The organism is Methylobacterium sp. ARG-1, from assembly GCF_001262595.1.
Lineage (GTDB): Bacteria > Pseudomonadota > Alphaproteobacteria > Rhizobiales > Beijerinckiaceae > Methylobacterium > Methylobacterium brachiatum.
Map to the genome: position 1 here is coordinate 1 of NZ_LHCD01000084.1, position 870 is coordinate 870.

Annotated in this window: 1 protein-coding gene; it reads right to left on the minus strand. The window is 77.5% G+C overall.

Annotated elements, in window-relative coordinates:
- Positions 1-870 (minus strand): autotransporter outer membrane beta-barrel domain-containing protein (locus tag AKJ13_RS29890; protein WP_160320646.1); only part of this gene is annotated, 870 nt, incomplete at both ends.

An 870-nucleotide genomic window follows, 5' to 3' on the forward strand; every position in this document is an offset into this window, starting at 1 on the left:
GGAACGCCGTGCCGCCCCGGAACGCCAGCAGTGCCGCCGGCACCCCGTCCCCGAACGCCCGCCGGTAGCCGATCAGGCCCCGCGCCAGCAGCGGGCCGGCGCCGCCGAACAGATCCGCCGCCACCGCCTGCGCCTGAACGCCGGCCGTCGCCGTCTCGACCACATCGGTCCGCCCGAACGCCGCCAGCGCCGACGCGCCCCCCGTCTCGGTGAAGCCATCCCGGCGCAGCCGCAACACGGCCGCGCCCACGAACGGCTCGACATAGCCCTCCGCTCCGCCGATCCGGTAGCCGACCTCGCCGACGCCCTGCCGCGTGCTGCCGCCGGCCCGGCCGCTGACCGCCTGCGAGACGCCGGGGAACAGCACAGTCCGGCGGGTGTCCAGGGCATCCCGGCCATACAGGGCCCCGAACCGGACCTGCACGGGTCCGAGCGACCCGCTGGCATAGGCGGCGCCGAAGCTGCCCTCAATCCGCCCGGAGGATTGCCGGGCGGTCACGTCGAACTGCGTGAGGCTGGTGCCGCCCGCCACGCCGACGCGCCAGCCGTCGAGGCCGGCGCCGAACGCATCGCCGAGCACGCCCGGGCCGGTCTCGGCGCCGAGCATGAAGCCGCCGGTCTCCCGGGTGAGGCGGGCGGTGTTGCGGCTGGCCTCGCTCGCGCCGAACACCCCGAAGGCCTGGCCCCAGACGCCGTAGCGCGGGGCGAGCGGCCGCACCGGCACGAGGCCGGTGACGGGCTCGTCCGGGGTGAGGGCGGCGTAGCCGGCCGGCAGGGTGGTGCCGGACGCGAAGCGCTGGCCGACGGCGCCGGTCAGGCCGGGGCCGGCGCCGAGGCGCAGGTGTTCGAGCAGGGTGCCCTGCACGGCGA